The 16,686-nt window shown below is 40.9% G+C and carries 17 protein-coding genes; 14 read left to right on the plus strand and 3 right to left on the minus strand.

Features of this window, described 5'->3' with window-relative positions:
- Positions 1–8: 8 nt before the first annotated feature.
- From PRK60_RS04130 to PRK60_RS04170, 9 genes are all read left to right on the plus strand, one after another.
- Positions 9–1,046 carry a helix-turn-helix domain-containing protein gene (locus PRK60_RS04130; RefSeq protein ID WP_273646367.1) on the plus strand — a complete coding sequence of 346 codons (1,038 nt, stop codon included), beginning with the start codon at positions 9–11 and terminating at the stop codon, positions 1,044–1,046.
- On the plus strand, positions 1,039–2,505 hold the full coding sequence (locus tag PRK60_RS04135; protein WP_102168821.1) for a RecQ family ATP-dependent DNA helicase: 1,467 nt from the start codon (positions 1,039–1,041) through the stop codon (positions 2,503–2,505). The genes PRK60_RS04130 and PRK60_RS04135 overlap by 8 nt, the downstream gene beginning before the upstream one ends.
- Before the next feature lie 61 nt (positions 2,506–2,566).
- On the plus strand, positions 2,567–3,133 hold the full coding sequence (locus PRK60_RS04140) for an SAG1386/EF1546 family surface-associated protein (RefSeq protein WP_102168822.1): 567 nt from the start codon (positions 2,567–2,569) through the stop codon (positions 3,131–3,133).
- A gap of 11 nt (positions 3,134–3,144) precedes the next feature.
- A complete protein-coding gene (gene cmk, locus PRK60_RS04145) occupies positions 3,145–3,831 on the plus strand; it encodes a (d)CMP kinase (RefSeq protein ID WP_102168823.1) in 687 nt (228 codons plus the stop codon).
- Between the two features lie 72 nt (positions 3,832–3,903).
- A complete protein-coding gene (gene rpsA / locus PRK60_RS04150) occupies positions 3,904–5,139 on the plus strand; it encodes a 30S ribosomal protein S1 (RefSeq protein ID WP_098044580.1) in 1,236 nt (411 codons plus the stop codon).
- A gap of 84 nt (positions 5,140–5,223) precedes the next feature.
- Positions 5,224–6,537 (plus strand): ribosome biogenesis GTPase Der, encoded by a 1,314-nt coding sequence (der, locus tag PRK60_RS04155; protein WP_273646368.1) that lies wholly within the window; start codon positions 5,224–5,226, stop codon positions 6,535–6,537.
- Positions 6,538–6,740: 203 nt separating this feature from the next.
- Positions 6,741–7,016, plus strand: coding sequence for an HU family DNA-binding protein (locus PRK60_RS04160; RefSeq protein ID WP_003717019.1), 276 nt, complete (start codon positions 6,741–6,743; stop codon positions 7,014–7,016).
- Between the two features lie 138 nt (positions 7,017–7,154).
- Positions 7,155–8,417, plus strand: a complete 1,263-nt coding sequence (locus tag PRK60_RS04165) for a tetratricopeptide repeat protein (protein WP_102168825.1) — start codon at positions 7,155–7,157, stop codon at positions 8,415–8,417.
- 153 nt (positions 8,418–8,570) lie between these two features.
- Positions 8,571–9,332, plus strand: coding sequence for a KxYKxGKxW signal peptide domain-containing protein (locus PRK60_RS04170; protein ID WP_102168826.1), 762 nt, complete (start codon positions 8,571–8,573; stop codon positions 9,330–9,332).
- Between the two features lie 151 nt (positions 9,333–9,483).
- Here PRK60_RS04170 and PRK60_RS04175 read toward each other — a convergent pair whose 3' ends face one another.
- Complete coding sequence (locus PRK60_RS04175; RefSeq protein WP_273646369.1) at positions 9,484–9,855, minus strand: hypothetical protein; 372 nt, start codon at positions 9,853–9,855, stop codon at positions 9,484–9,486.
- On the opposite strand from PRK60_RS04175, the gene PRK60_RS04180 reads away from it, so the two are divergent.
- Positions 9,846–10,361, plus strand: coding sequence for an LPXTG cell wall anchor domain-containing protein (locus PRK60_RS04180; RefSeq protein ID WP_273646370.1), 516 nt, complete (start codon positions 9,846–9,848; stop codon positions 10,359–10,361). The genes PRK60_RS04175 and PRK60_RS04180 overlap by 10 nt on opposite strands.
- A gap of 69 nt (positions 10,362–10,430) precedes the next feature.
- Here the strand turns inward: PRK60_RS04180 and PRK60_RS04185 are convergent, their stop codons facing one another.
- Complete coding sequence (locus tag PRK60_RS04185; protein ID WP_102168829.1) at positions 10,431–11,255, minus strand: phage integrase N-terminal SAM-like domain-containing protein; 825 nt, start codon at positions 11,253–11,255, stop codon at positions 10,431–10,433.
- A 145-nt stretch (positions 11,256–11,400) separates the two neighbouring features.
- Here PRK60_RS04185 and PRK60_RS04190 point away from each other — a divergent pair, with 145 nt between their 5' ends.
- The 4 genes from PRK60_RS04190 to PRK60_RS04205 are packed head-to-tail and all read left to right on the plus strand — an operon-like array spanning position 11,401 to position 16,018.
- Positions 11,401–12,612: a CCA tRNA nucleotidyltransferase gene (locus tag PRK60_RS04190; RefSeq protein ID WP_102168830.1), complete on the plus strand. Its 1,212-nt coding sequence runs from the start codon at positions 11,401–11,403 to the stop codon at positions 12,610–12,612.
- A 6-nt stretch (positions 12,613–12,618) separates the two neighbouring features.
- Complete coding sequence (locus PRK60_RS04195; protein WP_178695752.1) at positions 12,619–14,529, plus strand: ABC-F family ATP-binding cassette domain-containing protein; 1,911 nt, start codon at positions 12,619–12,621, stop codon at positions 14,527–14,529.
- A gap of 15 nt (positions 14,530–14,544) precedes the next feature.
- On the plus strand, positions 14,545–15,507 hold the full coding sequence (locus PRK60_RS04200; RefSeq protein WP_102168832.1) for a thymidylate synthase: 963 nt from the start codon (positions 14,545–14,547) through the stop codon (positions 15,505–15,507).
- 22 nt (positions 15,508–15,529) lie between these two features.
- A complete protein-coding gene (locus tag PRK60_RS04205) occupies positions 15,530–16,018 on the plus strand; it encodes a dihydrofolate reductase (RefSeq protein WP_102168833.1) in 489 nt (162 codons plus the stop codon).
- On the opposite strand, the gene trhA is transcribed toward PRK60_RS04205, so the two are convergent.
- Complete coding sequence (gene trhA, locus PRK60_RS04210) at positions 16,007–16,645, minus strand: PAQR family membrane homeostasis protein TrhA (RefSeq protein WP_102168834.1); 639 nt, start codon at positions 16,643–16,645, stop codon at positions 16,007–16,009. The two genes, PRK60_RS04205 and trhA, sit on opposite strands and share 12 nt — an antisense overlap.
- Between the last annotated feature and the right edge of the window lie 41 nt (positions 16,646–16,686).

Here is a 16,686-nt window from a genome sequence, read left to right on the forward strand (position 1 = left end):
GTGAAAAAATGAATAACTTCTTGTTAAGCTTTTTTGATGAACGTCAGCCACGACGGATCAGGGTGATTGAAAATACGTTAAGGAACCGACGAACTGTATCAACCCTCTTCTGGGCTAAACAGTACGGTATTCTCAAATGGACGGGAGCAACCCGCTCATTAGAACGACAGCAGGTTGAAAATTCAATTGAAGAGTTAGTTAAGGCTAATTTAATTCAGCGAGATCCTGCTGGACAAGTGCTGTTAACTACTTTAGGAGTTTTAAGACAAGAGGAGTTAACAAGTGGACAGTATCAACCTCATTTCTTTGATTGGTACTGGTTAGCTAATACGCGACGGATTGAGCAACGATTATTGCTCGGTATACAAGTTGCCTCTGAAGCGTCGTACCATAATCGCTATTATGCTCCGGTAGTTAATGAATATCATGAACAGCAAATTGTAAAGCAGTGGCTTCTTAGCTGGCATGGAAACATAATTGGTGATCTTGTACGGGAGCTTGAATTATTTGGCGATTCATTGGAAAGTGCTGATGAGCGATTAGCTAATTATTTCTTTTATTCCCTCATTGGTCATCAAATTACTGGTAAAAACGATATGCAGTTTAGCAGGCAGCTAGAGCTTCCCGGTTACCAACTACCAATTATTAAGCAGGATGCCCTACTAGCAATTGCTGCATTTGCTAATAGCTATCACGGAGTCTTAAATCGTTTGTTAGCGGATCTGCTGGCAAATAGTCCGTTAAGTCAAAGTGCTAACCAAACGTTGCTGCTATATCAACAAGGGATGTCAATTAGTCAAATTGCCCAAAAAAGGGAGATCAAGGCTAACACTGTTCGTGAACATTTGTTAGAAGCTGCAATCGTTTATCCTGAATCGATTGATTGGGATCGAGCTTTGCCAGTAAGCATTCGGACTCAACTAGCTGAACGCTATCAAGGGAAAATAGTAGATTGGCAATTTGATCCCGAAATTGTCCCAGGAGGACCGGCGGCGTTCTATTACTTCCGTCTTTACCAATTGTATGAGGAGAGAGTAAATGATTAGTGATCGGCAACTGTTAATAAAACTAAATGAGCAATTTGGCTTCACCACTTTTCGTGACGGTCAACAGGAAACGATTAAAGCAGTTCTTAATCATCAAGATACTTTGGCTATTTTGCCGACTGGTGGTGGAAAATCATTGCTTTACCAAATGCCGGGATACTTGTTGTCCGGGACAGTCTTGATCGTGTCACCGTTAATTTCCTTGATGCAGGATCAAGTTGATCGGCTTCACCGTTCTGGTGAAAAACGGGTTCTAATGATCAATGGCCAGCTAACTGGTAAAAGTCGTCACCAGGCCTTACAGCGTCTGTCTTCGTTTAAATTTATCTTTACTTCGCCAGAAACACTTGCTAATCCTGAAATTATTAATAAGTTAAAGAAAATTCGGATTACGTTGTTTGTTATTGATGAAGCTCATTGTATTTCGCAGTGGGGGCCTGACTTTCGTCCAGAATACCTTTTGCTTAGTTCAGTGAGAAAGGAGCTTGGTTCACCAACGACACTTTTACTGACGGCCACGGCAACTCCGGAAGTACGTCGGGATATTATTCAAAAGATGGGGTTGAAGGAGAACACGGTTACTCAAGTAATTCGTTCTGTGAATCGGCCCAACATTTATTATGCGGTAGAACGTTTCCTTTCCGTTAATGAGAAGGAGCAGTATCTAATTAATCTAGTTAATCAATTAGCAGGTTCTGGAATTATTTATTTTGCAAGTCGTAAATTAGCTACACAGTTTGCTGAAACGTTAAATCAGAAAACAAGGAAGACCGTGGCTGCTTACCATGCGGGAATTGCTCCAATAGACCGCTACCGTTTACAGCAACAGTTTATGGATAACCAGGTTCAGTTAATTTGTGCCACTAGTGCTTTTGGAATGGGAATTGATAAAGATGATATCCGCTTTGTCATTCATTTTCATGAACCAGCGAATCTGGAGAGCTATGTCCAAGAGGTCGGACGGGCAGGTCGTGATGGCAAGCCAAGTCTAGCGTTGCTTCTGTATTCTCCAGGTGATGAACAGATTCAACGAACGCTAAACCATATTGAACTTCCTGATAAGAAATTATTAGATGCTGTAAGGGAAAAGCGCCAACCTAGTAGTGTATTGGGAGATAATCGAGAATTATTTACCTTTTACTTACGACACGGCTATGACGGTGAGACAATTATAAAAGCATTTAAAAGCAGACAAGCAAGTCTAAAGGAGCATTTGAATTGGATGGCAAGATACGTAAATAATACTAAATTATGCCGCCGACAGATGATTTTAGAATATTTCGGTGAACAGCTGGTTAAACCCCAAGTACCATGTTGTGATATTACTGACGAAACGCTGCTTCAACAGTTTGAGAAAAACGATGATGGACTGACTAAGCACTCACAACTAACGGTAAAACTAAATTGGCAAGAACGACTTTATCAGTTATTTAATATTAATCATAATAAAGAAAACTAGACATTCTATGATTGTTTGCGCTACAATCAGAATGTTAATTTTATAAAAAGGAGGGGCAACCATGAGTGAACGACGGGAAGAAAGTCGTGAAGCTAACGACAGGCTATGGGATAAGAAGTTTGCTGATAGTGAAGATTTGGGTAGTGATGGTCACCTGTCACGAACCGAACATCGGCGGCAAAGAGAACATAACTCTACTATTACCACTGTCTTGATCGTTTTAATAATTATTTTGGCAGCTATTCCGCTGATATACTGGGTTAATCATAAGCAAACGATGAATCATCCGGTAAGAACTGAACGGTTAGCGCAGTCACAATCAAATAAAAAAAAAGCCCAGCCAAAGGAACGGGAAGCCAGTTCAAAAAAGCACAATTCTCTGAGTTCGTCTAGTAAGGCTAATGAGAGCTCAGCAACAAGTATGAGTAGTTCTTCATCGGTTAGTACAAGTTCTTCCTCATCAGTGAGTCAATCATCAAGTATGGTTCGCTACGCTACTGTTCCTCGTAATGGTAGCTTATATCGTGTTGCAGCACAGAACGGAATTTCTGTTAATGAGTTAATGCGGTTAAATGGTTTAACCCCGAATGCCCATTTGAGGCCAGGACAACAGTTAAGAGTACGGTAAATGAGGAGTGAATGACGATGGGATTACAGGTTGCAATTGATGGACCAGCTTCAGCGGGTAAAAGCACCGTTGCTAAGCGGGTTGCCAAGAAGTTCGGGTATGTCTATTGTGATACGGGAGCAATGTATCGGGCGGTTACCCTTGCAGCTTTACAACAAGGATTAGCAATGACTGATACCGAAAAAATTAGTGAGCTAGCAAAGCAAATCAAGATCACTTTTCAACCAGCAGAACCAGAACAGCGAGTATTTATTAACGGGCAGGAAGTGACACGAGACATTCGACTTCCTAAAGTTGCCAAAAATGTTTCGGCAGTCGCTGCGATCCCAACCGTGCGTCAGGAAATGACAAAACAGCAACGGCAAATTGCAGCTGAAGGCGGAATTGTAATGGATGGTCGTGACATTGGAACGACAGTTTTGCCTCATGCTCCAGTTAAAATTTTTATGGTAGCGACTGCTCATGAACGGGCACGGCGCCGTTATTTGGAAAACAAGCAAAAAGGGATTACAACCACAAGTTTAGAAGAGCTACAGCGGGCAATCGAATTACGTGATCAAAAAGATTCAACGCGGAAGGTTTCACCGTTAACTCAAGCTAGTGATGCTATTCGATTGGATACAACCAGTTTGACAATTGATGAGGTTGTTGCCGAGATTAGTAAAATAATTAAAAAAACTGAAAAACATTTAGCATAATTACTGGAAATGTGAGCGTTCATCTAGTAAAATGGTTTTTAGAGTTGATTGTCGCAAGGAGGATTTTTTTTAATGGCTGAAAACAACGAAAACAAAAACGATATGTTAGAAGCTCTTGATAGCATTGAAACTGTAAAAGTGGGTGATGTTGTTAAGGGTGAAGTATTGGCAATTGATGATGATCGCCAAGCTATCGTTGGTATTAAAGATGCAGGGGTTGAAGGTGTCGTCCCTGCTAAGGAATTATCAACCAAGCCAGTTGAAGACATCAATGACGCAGTTAAAGTCGGTGACGAACTTGACTTAGTAGTTATTTCTAAGATCGGTAACGATAAGGAAAATGGTAGCTACTTACTTTCACACCGTCGTCTTGAAGCACGTAAAGTTTGGGATGACGTTCAAAAGAAGTTCGATGCTGGTGAACACATTACCGCTAAGGTTACCCAAGCTGTTAAGGGTGGCTTAGTAGTTGATGCCGGAGTACGTGGCTTCGTCCCTGCTTCAATGATTACTGATCACTACGTAGAAGACTTGAACCAATTTAAGGGTCAAGAACTTGAATTCAAGATTATCGAAATCGAACCTAGTGAAAACCGTCTTATCCTTTCTCACAAGGAAATTGTTCAAGCTCAACACGAAGAAGCAGCTAAGGAAATCTTTGCTAAGCTTCAACCAGGCGACGTTGTAGAAGGTAAAGTTGCTCGGATGACTAACTTTGGTGCTTTCATCGACCTCGGTGGTGTTGATGGTTTGGTTCACGTTTCTGAAATTTCTTACGATCATGTTGACAAGCCTTCAGATGTATTGGAAGCAGGTCAAGAAGTTAAGGTTAAGGTCTTAAATGTTGATCCTGAACGTGAACGGATTTCACTTTCAATCAAGCAAACATTACCTGGACCATGGGATGATATTGAAGAAAAGGCTCCAGAAGGCAGTGTCCTTACTGGTACTGTAAAGCGGTTAACCAGTTTTGGTGCTTTCGTAGAAGTCTTCCCTGGTGTTGAAGGTTTGGTACACATTTCCCAAATCTCTCACAAGCACATTGCTACACCAGCTGATGTATTGAAGCCTGGTCAAGAAGTTAAGGTTAAGGTCTTAAATGTTGATCCTGAACATCAACGACTTGGTTTATCCATGAAGGCTCTTGAAGAACGTCCAAAGGATGAAGAAAACAACGGTAACGAAAACCGGGGTCGTCGTCGTCCTCGTCGTAACAATAACCGAAACTTCATGAACAACGCCCCTGAAGAAGAAAGTGGCTTCTCAATGGGTGATTTAATTGGTGATCAATTAAAGGGCTTGAAGTAATCGAGACCACATATTTAACTTAGAAAGGGGTATGGCATTTTGTCATACTCTTTTTATTTCAAATAAAAGAAGGAAGGTGTAAAAATGGCAAATCCAGTTGTTGCGATTGTTGGTCGTCCAAATGTCGGAAAGTCGACATTATTTAACCGAATCGCTGGTGAACGGATTTCTATTGTTGAAGATACACCGGGAGTTACCCGAGACCGAATTTATGCCCATGCTGAGTGGCTAGGCAAGAATTTTAACCTAATTGATACTGGTGGGATTGAAATTTCTGATCAACCCCTCCTCACACAAATCCGTCAACAGGCAGAAGTGGCAATTGATGAAGCAGATGTCATCGTTTTGGTTGTTGATATTCAAAATGGTGTTACTGATGCTGATGAACAGGTTGCCAAGATTTTATATCGTTCAGACAAACCAATTGTCTTAGCTGTCAATAAAGTTGATAATCCAGAACGGCGGAGTGATATTTACGATTTTTACTCATTAGGTTTGGGAGAACCTTACCCAGTTTCTGGAGTTCACGGCGTTGGGGTTGGTGATTTACTTGACGCGGTGATTAATCACTTCCCTGAGACTGCTGATAATGAGGATGATGACACTATTCACTTTAGCTTAATCGGTCGGCCCAATGTTGGTAAATCCTCATTAGTGAATGCGATCTTAGGTGAAAATCGGGTAATTGTCTCCAATGTTGCCGGAACGACACGGGACGCCATTAATACTCGCTTTACGGCTAAGGATGGTCGTGAATTTACGATGATTGATACGGCCGGGATCCGGAAAAAGGGTAAGATCTATGAAAACACTGAACGTTACTCATTAATGCGGTCAATGCGAGCAATTGATGATAGTGACGTTGTTTTGGTGGTTCTAAATGCTGAAGAAGGAATTCGTGAGCTTGATAAGCATATTGCCGGCTATGCTCATGAAGCAGGCTGTGGAGTCATTATTGTTGTTAATAAGTGGGATACAATCAAGAATAAAGACCACCGGACAATGACTGATTTTACGACTTTAATTCGGAATGAATTTCAATACTTAAGCTATGCACCAATTATTTTTGTTTCTGCAAAGACTAAACAACGGCTAAATCAACTGCCAACAATGATTGAAGATGTTTACGATCATAGTCGACGACGGATTCAATCTGCTGTCCTTAACGATGTTTTGATGGATGCACTAGCTGCCAACCCAACGCCAACGCAAAATGGACGCCGGTTGCGGGTATACTATGGTACTCAGGTTGCTATTCAGCCACCAACATTCGTCATTTTCGTCAATGATCCTGACCTAATGCATTTCTCATATCAGCGTTATTTAGAGAACCAAATTCGTCGGGCGTTCGATTTTACGGGGACACCAATCCGGATTATTAAACGAAAGCGTCAGTAAATCATTCAATTTGGTTATAAATTTCTGAAAAAAGGGTGAAAAAGCCTATAAACCGCTTGTCATCAAGGCTTCACTATGCTAATCTTAACAATGAAATTATACGAGTTCTTCGTATGTTTCGTTAATTTTGGACCACTCAAAATTAACATTCATTCATTGATGTAATCAATTCTGGTTACGTTAAATGTTGGAGGTGAAATTCAATGGCTAACAAAGCAGAATTAGTAAGTAATGTTGCAACTGCAACTGGTTTAACTAAGAAGGATGCTACTGCTGCTGTTGATGCAGTATTTAGTTCAATCCAAGCATCATTAGCTAAGGGTGAAAAGGTTCAATTGATCGGTTTCGGTAACTTCGAAGTACGTCAACGTGCTGCTCGTAAGGGTCGTAACCCACAAACTGGTCAAGAAATCCAAATCCCTGCAAGCAAGGTACCAGCATTTAAGCCTGGTAAAGCTTTGAAGGATGCTGTTAAGTAATTCTGGATTACTTGATAAATTATTTAAAGGACTGTGAACGTCATGCTCACAGTCCTTTTTTAGGTGCGGTTAGTAACTGTTTTTGGCTTAACTATGCTAAGATAATTAATGTGATGGGGATAGTAGAGGAGGAAAATAATGACTTATTCTGAAAAAATGTTAGAACAGATCCAAGCTGGACAAATGCCAGCTGCCCAACAATCCTTTACCGAAGCCCTGGCTAAAGATAGTGATGATATGATCTTTAGTTTAGCTGAGGAACTATATGGAATGGGCTTCCTACACCAGGCTCGTCAGGCTTATCTGCACCTATTGGCTAAGTATCCAAATGAGGATGAACTACGGGTTAATTTAGCGGAAATTGCGGTTAGTGAGGGCCACAATGACGAAGCTTTATCTTACTTAGCTCAAGTCCAGCCTGATTCAGATGCTTACTTACAATCATTATTGGTTGCAGCCGATTTGTACCAAACTGAAAATGAGTATGAGGTTACGGAGGAAAAACTGAAGGAGGCCTATCGGATTGCTCCCGATGAGCCAGCGGTCCAGTTTGCCCTTGGTGAATTTTACTTTATGACCAGTCGGTTTGATGAGGCCATTCAATATTACTTCGAACTAATTCGGAATGGGTATACTGAATTTGCCAAGGTCAACATTGCGGGCCGATTGGGGATTTGTTATGCGCAAAGTGGTCAATTTAAGCAGGCGCTAGGTTACCTAAAGCAGGTGAGCCCGGAATATCGGACGAGTGACATTCGGTTCCAAACAGGCCTAACCGAATTGCAACTGGGAGAAACAGCCAATGCAATTAAAACATTTAATGAACTAATTCAGGACGATTCTCAATATGCTTCCGTCTATCCAGAACTTGCTAAGGCTTACGTTGAGGAAAATAAGTACCAACAAGCCCTCAAGACTCTCCAAGAAGGATTGGCGGTCGATCAGTATAATGCTCGTTTATATGCCCAAGCAGCTGAAGTAACTAGCCATTTGGGTAATAATAAACTGATGGATGAGTACCTAAAGAAGGCTCACGAGCTTGATCCCGACAACCTAACGATTACTTTGGATTACAGTAACTTCCTTCTTCATACCCATGATGACGAGGGAAATATCAAACTACTGGAGCCGTTAATTGAAGAAGACGAGGTTGACCCGCAGATTTACTGGAATCTAGCGCGTTCATACCAGCGCTTGGAAAAATTTGACCTTGCTGGCAAGTACTACCGTGAAGCAGCAATTACCTATAGTGAAAATCCAACCTTCTTAAAGGAGTTAGTGAACTATTACCGTGAGGCTGGTGATACCGAGCAAATGGTTGAAGAATTAAAGCATTATCTCAAACTCGTGCCAACCGATGATGAAATGCAAGAACTGCTGGATGAGTATGAAGAGTATTAAAATAAATAAGAAAACTGTCCAACAATTGTCAGTGAAAGACTGCGATTGTTGGACAGTTTTCTTATTTAGAGGTAATAGAAACACTTGATTTTTTATGAGGGAGGGGTAGTAAAATCGGTTCTAATGACAGGAGTTAGGAGGACGTGATTAACAATGAGAGAACATAAAAAATTATATAAAGCGGGTAAAACTTGGGTAACCGCAACAATTTTGACGGTTTCTGTTGCTGCTAGTGGGTTATATCTTGGCACATCTGTTCATGCCGATGCTGGGGAACAAGTAAATGGTGCCGATAGCTATCAATCAACAGGGACTACACAAAGTTCTAGTGATCAATCAAGTAGTGACGTTACAGAAAAGCGTGAACAACTAGAACAACAAGTCCAACAGGCCCAAGCAGATGTTAACCAAAAAGAAGCTAATTACAATAATGCTAAAACTACCCAGGATAAAGCCAGTAAGGAGCTTACGAAAATCGGTGGAGAGTGGGCAAGAAATCAGCGATATGTAAGACAATATAAAAATTACGCGCCCACAACGATAGAGCTATATAATAAAACAGATACCCAATTATCTACGAATTATAATCAGTTGCTTAACGAATATAATGAGATGGAATCGACAGATGCCCAAAAGTTATACGATCAATATTTCCAGAAATGGAATGATGCTTATAATAAGATGCAGCAAATGTTTGATAATAAAAAGGGTAATTACTCATTTTCGGAACAGGAGCAAGCTCTCATTCAAAGGCTTGATAAGGAAAGGGAGGAATATAATGCAAAACTGCAAGAATTAAAACCTCTAAGGGACCAAGGAAATAAGGCTCGTGACAAGGTATACGCTGACTACCAAGCGGCATATGCTAAATGGGAAAATTTAGGGATTTACATAATGAGAATTGGCCAATCCTAGGCAGATGGTATACTTTTGATCCATCGTACCTATCCCCAGAGGATCAAAATGAGTACAATAAAGCAGTTACCTTTTTGAACCAATATAGTGCAAAGTTAAATAAAATTAATGATGAGCATTTACAAGCTGCTAGAAACTATGATAATGCAACTCAAGCAGTTAAGTAGGCCAGCGTTGCCTTAGCACAAGCCAATTCTAAGCTAACAGCATTAGAAGCTGAGCTAGCAAAATTACAGCCAAGCAACAGCAGTGCCAGTTCGAGCGCAGCACAGCCAAGTGACAGCAGTGCTAGTTCAAGTGCCGCACAGCCAAGTGATAGTAGTGCCAGTTCGAGCGCAGCACAGCCAAGTGACAGCAGTGCTAGTTCAAGTGCCGCACAGCCGAGTGACAGCAGTGCTAGTTCAAGTGCAGCACAGCCTAGCGACAGCAGTGCCAGTTCAAGTGCCGCACAGCCAAGTGACAGTAGTGCTAGTTCAAGTGCCGCACAGCCAAGTGACAGTAGTGCTAGTTCAAGTGCCGCCAAGCCGAGTGACAGCAGTTGCCAGCTCCAGTGCCGCCAAGCCGAGTGACAGCAGTGCCAGCTCCAGTGCCGCCAAGCCGAGTGACAGCAGTGCCAGCTCCATTGCAGCTAAACCAAGCGACAGCAGTGCTAGTTCGAGTGCCGCTAAACCAAGCGACAACAGTGCCAGTTCGAGTGCAGCCAAACCAAGTGACAGTAGTGCTAGTTCGAGTGCTGCTAAACCGAGTGACAGTAGTAGTGCCAGCTCCAATGCGGCTAAACCAAGTGACAGTAGTTTTGTAGCTTCGAAAATAATTAATAGTACTTATTCAAACAGTGAAAATTCAAATGCTAATTTATTATCATCAAAGGAAAAGGCTGAATTTCCAGATAATAAATTAATGAATTCACAACAAAAAGCTAACCGACAACTTCCACAAACAGGTGAGAATGATTACTTAGGGTTAATCTTTATAGGCGCCTTCTCCGCATTATTTGGGTTCGGGTTGTCCTTTAGAAAGCAACATTAATATCTGAGTGGTAAAAAGATAATAGTCTCTTAATATCCAAGTTGATTTGAATATTAAGAGACTATTTTATTACTTCCGGTTAATCAATTGCTTTTGATAATACAATAGTGAAGCTGGATCGAGTCTTAGTTTCTCCATTAATTGGCCGTCAGAAAGTTCTGGATGGTGACCAAGTTCGTAGAGGATGAATGACTGGTGGAGAAATTTGGGCGCTAAGCTAAAGCCAAGGTAGCTTTCATCTTGACACAGGTATTTATGTAGACCAGCATTTGATAGTCCGGGATTATCCGGTGAGAAGCGCTGTTTAAGAAAGATCCGCGAAGAGTGTTGAAGTTCTTGAAGTGGCCGAATAAATTGATTGAAGTTTGCGATAAACTGTTTTTCTGTTGAGCTTGTTGGTGAAAGCTTATTCCAAACGTTTTCAAAACCGGGAGCAAGAAATTCACTAACGGTATAACCGCGACTTGATAAGAAAATGGTTAATCTGGTATAGAAGTGGAGGTGCTCATCCTGAAGAATATCAGGAAGCTTCTCAAGCCACTTAGTTGTTAATCGTTTGTTGTTGCTAGTGGCTTTCCCATGGATTGTCAGAGTTGGGTAAATCTTAATTAGCTGATGGGTGAAGAGGTAACGAAAATAACGATTCAGGTGGGAAAGGTTCTTGTTGTAAGTGCTAAGGGTAATCTTTTCATCTTCTTTTAGGGCAGTTAGGAAGGCCCGCACATCTGATTCAGTTAGGTTCTTTAATTTTGGTTCAGCAGCGAATTCTGGTCGATTGTCCATGAGAAAAGTAAAGAAATGGGTTAGGGTAGCATCGTAGGTCTTAATTGTTAGTGGTGCCAGCCCCTGTTGATTCAAGAATAATTGAAAACGATCTTGGTATGGGTAATTCATGTTTTGTCTCCTTGATAAGCAGATATTTACTTTAACTAACATTTTAAACCAAAACCACTCAAAAGAAAAGAATCTACAACAGTTCACACGCCCTTGCTAGATTTGCTATAATCGAGGTTGACTAAAAAATGAAGGACTTGATTAAATGATCATCAAACACTTACCGCCAATCTTTGAACCTGCTCGTCCGGTACTCCAAAAAATTGAGGACGCGGGATTCGAAGCTTATTTTGTGGGTGGTTGCGTTCGTGACACGATCTTAGGCGATTCAATCCACGATATTGATATCGCTACTAGTGCTTATCCAAGTGAAATTAAAGCGATTTTTAACCGCACTGTTGATACCGGGATCGAACACGGCACAGTGATGATTCTTGATCATGGGACGGGATACGAAACCACAACATTTCGAACCGAATCTGGCTATCAAGATTTTCGCCGTCCTGATAAGGTAACTTTTGTTCGGTCGTTAAGCGAGGATCTGAAACGGCGTGACTTTACGATTAATGCACTCGCGTTGAAGGAAAATGGTGAGGTGATTGATCTTTTTAATGGTCTGGATGACTTAAAACATCATTTAATCAAGGCTGTTGGCGATCCCAATGAGCGGTTCCATGAAGATGCCTTGCGGATGATGCGAGCGGTTCGCTTTGCTAGTAAACTGGATTTTGTAATTGCAACGGAAACATTAGCAGGGATTAAACAAAACGCTGCTTTATTGGAAAAAATAGCGGTTGAAAGAATTCGGGTAGAGTTTGAAAAACTATTAATGGGACAAAACCCGGTAGCAGGCCTGAATGAATTTCTGCGAACTGGCCTTTATCAGTATTGTCCAGGGTTAGCAGGAAAGCAAACTGAATTAAGCGGACTATTATTGCTAAATAACTGGCAATTACGGAATGCAGAACAGGTATGGGCAGTTATTGTGACCCAATTGGGATTTGATTCACGGGAGGCTAGTAAGTTCCTTCGCAGCTGGAAGACCTCAAATGAACTGATCACTAACGTTAAAAAGATGATCCCAGTAATTCAGGGGTTGAAGAGCAAAAAGTTATCACCGTTGACTTTCTTTACGGCTGGTAGAAATGCTGTTCAGGATGCTAATCAAGTTGCAAAATTATATGGCTGGGCAATTCCTGATGAACAATTAATGAAGCAGTACAACTCATTACCCATTAAAAGCGGTAAAGAACTGGCTGTTAATGGGGGAGTGCTAATTAACGATACAGGGGTAAAGCCTGGTCCATTACTAGGAAAGATCATTAAGAAGCTAACAGTACAGGTTGTTAACGGCGAATTGCCTAATGATAGGGAAACCTTAATTAATGAAGCAGAAAAAATAAAAAAAGAGGGATAAAACGAGATGCAAACAATGCAAGCTGAGGGATTAACCAGTACTTATGGTGAGAAAACCCTGTTTGATAATGTCTCCTTTACAATTAACGAAAACGATCGAATCGGTTTAATCGGTGTTAACGGGAGTGGAAAGACCAGTCTTCTTAACGTTATTAGTAAGCGGACAAGTCCGGAAAGCGGCTCAATTACCACACCTAATGACTATACAATTGGGTATTTACAACAGCAGCCAGCGCTTGACCCGACCAAAACAATTATGGATGCAATCTTTGAAGGTGACCAGCCTGTTTTTCAAACTATTCGGGAATATGAGCTTGCGCTAGATCGTTTTAGCAACCACCCCGAAGATCCTCAGGCAATGGATCAATACACGAAATTGCAAGCAAAGATGGATCAAGAGGATGCATGGGAAGCTGATAGCCGGGTTAAAACGATCCTTACCCAATTAAAAATTAAGAATGTTAGTCAAAGGGTTAGTGAATTATCTGGTGGTCAGCAAAAACGGGTAGGATTAGCCCAAGTATTAATTCAACACCCGGATTTATTGCTTTTAGATGAACCAACTAACCACTTAGATCTTGATTCAGTAGTCTGGCTTCAAGATTTTCTTGCTTCTTATAAGGGAGCTGTTCTCTTGGTAACTCACGATCGGTACTTCCTCGATCAAGTTACTAATCACATTTGGGAACTGTCATTTGGTAAACTTTATCATTATGATGGTAATTACCAAGATTTTGTTCGGCAAAAAGCAGAACGAGTAGAGTTAGCTAAAGATACCGAGAAAAAGAATCAACAGTTATACAAGAAGGAATTAGCGTGGATGCGAACCGGTGCAAAGGCACGATCAACCAAGCAAAAGGGACGGATTAATCGTTTCCATGAGCTTGAAGATAAGGTTGGTAATCTAAAAACTGACGAAGATATTTCAATCAATTTAGGTTCTCAACGGCTCGGTAAAGATGTGATTAAGTTTAAGAATGCTGATCTGACCCTGGGTAATCACCAGATTCTCCATAATTTTGATTGGTTGGTTCAGGCTGGCGATCGAATTGGAATTACCGGTGAAAATGGTGCAGGGAAGACCAGTCTGTTGAATGTAATTGCGCAACGAGTACCGTTGGATAGCGGAGTGCTCAAAATTGGTGAAACGGTAAAGCTTGGTTACTATACTCAGCAAACTGAGGGAATTGACGATGATAAACGAATGATTAGTTTTCTGAGTGAAATTGCTGAAAATGTTACCGATAAGGACGGCAATAAGCTTAGTGTTACCCAGCTTCTTGAACGATTCTTATTCCCCCGCTTTATGCACGGAACGTTGATTAGGAAACTTTCGGGTGGTGAAAAGCGCCGTCTGTACTTGCTGAAAATTCTTATGCAGCAGCCCAACGTCCTTCTTCTTGACGAACCGACTAACGATCTTGATATTGGAACATTAACGGTTTTGGAAGATTACCTGGATAACTTTGCTGGAACAGTTATTACAGTTTCTCATGATCGCTATTTCTTGGACAAAGTAGCTGATGATTTATTAATTTTCCATGGTAATGGTGATATTCAACGCTACACTGGACGTTTTACTGATTACCTTACCGATGCTAAAAAGCAGGCTGAAGAAGAGCAGCAGCAAAAACGAGCTGCAAAAAAGCAACAAACTGCCAAGCGTCAACAGCCAATGCCAAGTTCAAGCGAAAAGAAGAAGACTAAGCTAACTTATGCGGAAAAGTTGGAATGGGATCATATTGACGATGATCTTGATCAACTTGATAATAAGCGTAAGTCAATTGAGAAACAGATGACTGAACAGTCTGCCAATTATCAAAAACTAGCTGAATTGCAAAAGGAGCTAGACCAGGTAAAAAAAGAAATTGACGATAAAACAGCGCGGTGGGAATATTTAAGTAACTACATTGACTAACAGTGAGGATACGTAATGACAATCAATGAAAATGAACAACAATATTTAAATTTAGCGCAATATGTACTGGATCATGGGCACACTAAAAGTGATCGTACTGGTACGGGAACCAGATCTGTTTTTGGTTATCAGATGCGGTTTAATCTTGAAGAAGGGTTTCCGCTACTTACAACCAAGAAGGTTCCATTTGGCTTAATTAAAAGTGAATTGTTATGGTTCCTTCGGGGAGACACTAATATTCAATTCCTTTTAAAGCATAAAAATCATATTTGGGATGAATGGGCATTTAAAAAATGGGTAGAAAGTGATGAATATCATGGTCCAGATATGACAGACTTTGGTCATCGTTGGCTTCAGGATCCTGAGTTTAAAAAGGCTTATTTAAAAGAAAAACGTGATTTTTGTGACCGGATTGTTAACGATGATGATTTTGCTAAAAAATATGGTGATTTAGGCTTAGTTTATGGAAGCCAGTGGCGTCACTGGAAAACTAGTAATGGACAAACAATTGACCAGATCGCTAATGTGATTCACCAAATAAAGACGACTCCAGATTCACGCCGGATGATCGTTTCCGCCTGGAATCCTGAAGATGTTCCATCAATGGCCTTGCCTCCATGTCATACGATGTTCCAGTTTTATGTGAATGATGGAAAGCTAAGTTGTCAACTTTATCAGCGAAGTGCTGACATCTTTCTTGGGGTGCCATTTAATATTGCCAGCTATGCATTGTTAACGCATATGATTGCTCATCAATGTGGGTTACAGGTGGGCGATTTTGTTCATACCTTAGGGGATGCTCATATTTACTTGAACCATCTTTCACAGATCAAGGAACAATTATCACGAACTCCGCATAAGGCGCCAAAGCTAATATTACCGGATGAACCAAAGCCAATTGACGAATATGAGATGAGTGATATTAAGTTGGAAGGCTACACCCACGAACCTGCCATTAAGGCACCAGTTGCGGTTTAATTAATTAAGGAGAGAAAGAAAAATGCGTGAAGTTAATTTTATTTGGGCTGAGGATCTTGATGGTTGGATTGGGAAGGACAATCAGCTGCCTTGGCATGTTTCAGCAGACTTAGAACATTTTCGCAAATTAACAGCCAATCACCCAATCATTATGGGAAGGAAAACCTATAATTCGATTGGTCAACCATTACCACAGCGGCAGAATATTGTCTTAACTCATCAATCGATTGCTAATGATCAGGTTACAGTTGTCCATGATGTTGAAACCCTTGATCAGCTGATTGATGCGTTACCGGACAATCAAGTATATGTGATTGGCGGAGCACGAATTTTTTCCTTAATGATGCCACTAGTAAACAAGCTTGAACGAACGGTCATCAATGGTCATTATGATGGTGACGTAAAAATGCCATCGATCAATTATGATCAATGGCATTTGATTAATCGTGATGAAGTTAACGAGGATGGTCAGACTAGTTGTTGGTTTGAAACCTGGGAGTTAAACAAATAAAAGGATTGAGAAGAACATAAAGGTAGTCCCTCCTAGTACAAAAATATGCCAGATAAGATGGGTATACTGCGTTGGCCGACTGTAAAATAGCGCGCCAATTGTAAAGGTTAAGCCACCGGCAAAGAGCAAGCCAAAGCCAACGGGACCTAGAGCATCCCAAAGTGGCCAAAAGGCGACAATACATAACCAGCCCATCAGGACATATAAAAGTGTTGACCAGTGACTTTTCTTCCTTAACCAAATGCTTTTATAGACAACACCTATAATTGCAAGTGCCCAAATGATCCCAAATAAGGTCCATCCTTGCCAGCCTTTAATACTTACAAGACAATAAGGAGTATACGTACCAGCAATTAGGATGTAAATAAAATCATGATCAAAGATTTGAAAGATTCGCCGAGCTCTGGTGAAGTAAAGTGAATGATAAAGTGTAGAGAAAAGATAAAATAATACAAGGGTGCTTCCGTATATTGTGAATGTAACGATTCTCATTGGGCTTCCAGTCCTAACAGCCTTGACGATTAACAATACTAAACCAGCGATTGCAAGGGCAAGGCCGATCCCGTGGGTAATTGCATTGCCAATCTCAATAATTACTGAATGCTTTGATCCGCTGCTTTTTTCCATTTTTCTACCCCTTTCATGTAATGTAGCGATGAATTTTACCG

The sequence above is a fragment of the Limosilactobacillus portuensis genome (genome assembly GCF_028607025.1).
GTDB lineage: Bacteria > Bacillota > Bacilli > Lactobacillales > Lactobacillaceae > Limosilactobacillus > Limosilactobacillus portuensis.

What these genes read in the sequence shown, in the direction of transcription:
- PRK60_RS04195 (WP_178695752.1), top strand. Translation starts at nt 12,619, where the DNA reads ATGCAAACAATGCAAGCTGAGGGATTAACCAGTACTTATGGTGAGAAA.
- PRK60_RS04135 (WP_102168821.1), top strand. Translation starts at nt 1,039, where the DNA reads ATGATTAGTGATCGGCAACTGTTAATAAAACTAAATGAGCAATTTGGC.
- PRK60_RS04170 (WP_102168826.1), top strand. Translation starts at nt 8,571, where the DNA reads ATGAGAGAACATAAAAAATTATATAAAGCGGGTAAAACTTGGGTAACC.
- PRK60_RS04200 (WP_102168832.1), top strand. Translation starts at nt 14,545, where the DNA reads ATGACAATCAATGAAAATGAACAACAATATTTAAATTTAGCGCAATAT.
- PRK60_RS04205 (WP_102168833.1), top strand. Translation starts at nt 15,530, where the DNA reads ATGCGTGAAGTTAATTTTATTTGGGCTGAGGATCTTGATGGTTGGATT.
- PRK60_RS04130 (WP_273646367.1), top strand. Translation starts at nt 9, where the DNA reads ATGAATAACTTCTTGTTAAGCTTTTTTGATGAACGTCAGCCACGACGG.
- rpsA (WP_098044580.1), top strand. Translation starts at nt 3,904, where the DNA reads ATGGCTGAAAACAACGAAAACAAAAACGATATGTTAGAAGCTCTTGAT.
- PRK60_RS04190 (WP_102168830.1), top strand. Translation starts at nt 11,401, where the DNA reads ATGATCATCAAACACTTACCGCCAATCTTTGAACCTGCTCGTCCGGTA.
- trhA (WP_102168834.1), bottom strand. Translation starts at nt 16,645, where the DNA reads ATGGAAAAAAGCAGCGGATCAAAGCATTCAGTAATTATTGAGATTGGC.
- cmk (WP_102168823.1), top strand. Translation starts at nt 3,145, where the DNA reads ATGACGATGGGATTACAGGTTGCAATTGATGGACCAGCTTCAGCGGGT.
- der (WP_273646368.1), top strand. Translation starts at nt 5,224, where the DNA reads ATGGCAAATCCAGTTGTTGCGATTGTTGGTCGTCCAAATGTCGGAAAG.
- PRK60_RS04165 (WP_102168825.1), top strand. Translation starts at nt 7,155, where the DNA reads ATGACTTATTCTGAAAAAATGTTAGAACAGATCCAAGCTGGACAAATG.
- PRK60_RS04160 (WP_003717019.1), top strand. Translation starts at nt 6,741, where the DNA reads ATGGCTAACAAAGCAGAATTAGTAAGTAATGTTGCAACTGCAACTGGT.
- PRK60_RS04140 (WP_102168822.1), top strand. Translation starts at nt 2,567, where the DNA reads ATGAGTGAACGACGGGAAGAAAGTCGTGAAGCTAACGACAGGCTATGG.
- PRK60_RS04185 (WP_102168829.1), bottom strand. Translation starts at nt 11,255, where the DNA reads ATGAATTACCCATACCAAGATCGTTTTCAATTATTCTTGAATCAACAG.